The 1,188-nt window shown below is 68.4% G+C and carries 2 protein-coding genes; one reads left to right on the forward strand and one right to left on the reverse strand.

The features are described 5' to 3' along the window. The coding region (locus tag QK444_RS36380; protein WP_282786669.1) for a YbaB/EbfC family nucleoid-associated protein at nucleotides 1-392 on the forward strand (392 nt) is incomplete at its 5' end. Between the two features lie 12 nt (nucleotides 393-404). Here QK444_RS36380 and QK444_RS36385 read toward each other — a convergent pair. Continuing rightward, nucleotides 405-692 carry a hypothetical protein gene (locus QK444_RS36385; protein ID WP_282786670.1) on the reverse strand — a complete coding sequence of 96 codons (288 nt, stop codon included), beginning with the start codon at nucleotides 690-692 and terminating at the stop codon, nucleotides 405-407. Nucleotides 693-1,188 lie beyond the last annotated feature (496 nt).

Consider the following 1,188-nt stretch of genomic DNA (forward strand, 5'->3'; position numbering starts at 1 on the left):
GACGTCGTGAGCCCCATCCCAATGTGCGTGCCGCACAGGCCATGGCGCGGGAACTGCGGCACCGCGCGCTGGCGATGCGGGAGAAGTTCGAGCGCATAGTCGCACGCCGTCCATCCCCGTCCGGCATGGTCATTCCCGAGGTGAATGCCAAAGGGCAGCTGCTGAACCTGTATCTGGCACCCGGAACATGTGCGCGTTTCGACAGCCGGGAGCTCGTGGCCGAGATCATGGCCGCCGTGTTGGAGAGCACCAACGACGCGCGGCAGCAGTACCGGATCGCGACGAGCGATCCGACCGATCGGCCCCGGCCGCTGGGCGAGATCGTGCGCGAGTGGCGTTCCGGAAACGGTCCGAAAACCCAGATTCCCAATTTTGGGAAGCAAGGAGAATGAACGGCAGGTACGTCAGCGGAGGGAGACACCGGGATGGTGAACCAGCTGCGCCTCGATCCGGATAACCTGCGCGCGCTGGCGGACCGGCACGATCGGGCCGCCGCCAAAATCCGGGAGGCTGGCCGGATTCCGGAGGGCTGGATCGGCAGATTCCGATCTCAGTACGGAACCATCGCCGAACCGATGCGTGCCGCGCTGGCGGACTATTTCGACCGGCGGCATCGACGTGCGGAAAAGCAGGCCGCCAGACATGAGCGGACTCGGGACATCCTGCGGGCGGCGGCGAACGAACTCGAACATCGAGACCTCGAGTCCGGACGGGGTATCGGGGAGCGCGGACGCGGTTTCGATACCGAGCCCACATCTGGTGGGTCCGTGCCGGTTTCGACACCTCCTGCCGCCACGAACCCGGTAGTCATGCCCCCGGTGGTCACCAATACCACCGCCGCGACCCCGGGGCCGTCGGCGTCGAACTCCGTGCCGAGCGGCCCAGGGCCCGGTCGATCGATAGCGCCGCAAGCTATTCCGGACAACGGGTCGGCCCCGGCGGTGCTGCCGGCGGCGATTACTCCGAATTTTACCGATTCTCAGCATTCCGCATTGTCGACACGGCCTTCCATGATCAGCGAACCCCCTCCGGCACAGCAGCGCACCGGGCGGACGGTTGACGGCGGGACCGTACCACCGCCGGGCGGTCCGCCCGGACTCGGCGCACAGGCTCCGGCGGGGGCGACCGTTTCCGGTCCGGGAGCAGGCCCCCCTCCGGCGGGCGCGCGCCCGGGCCCCCCCGCCCCCA

It is taken from the genome of Nocardia sp. CC201C, assembly GCF_030010695.1.
Taxonomy (GTDB): Bacteria; Actinomycetota; Actinomycetes; order Mycobacteriales; family Mycobacteriaceae; genus Nocardia; species Nocardia otitidiscaviarum.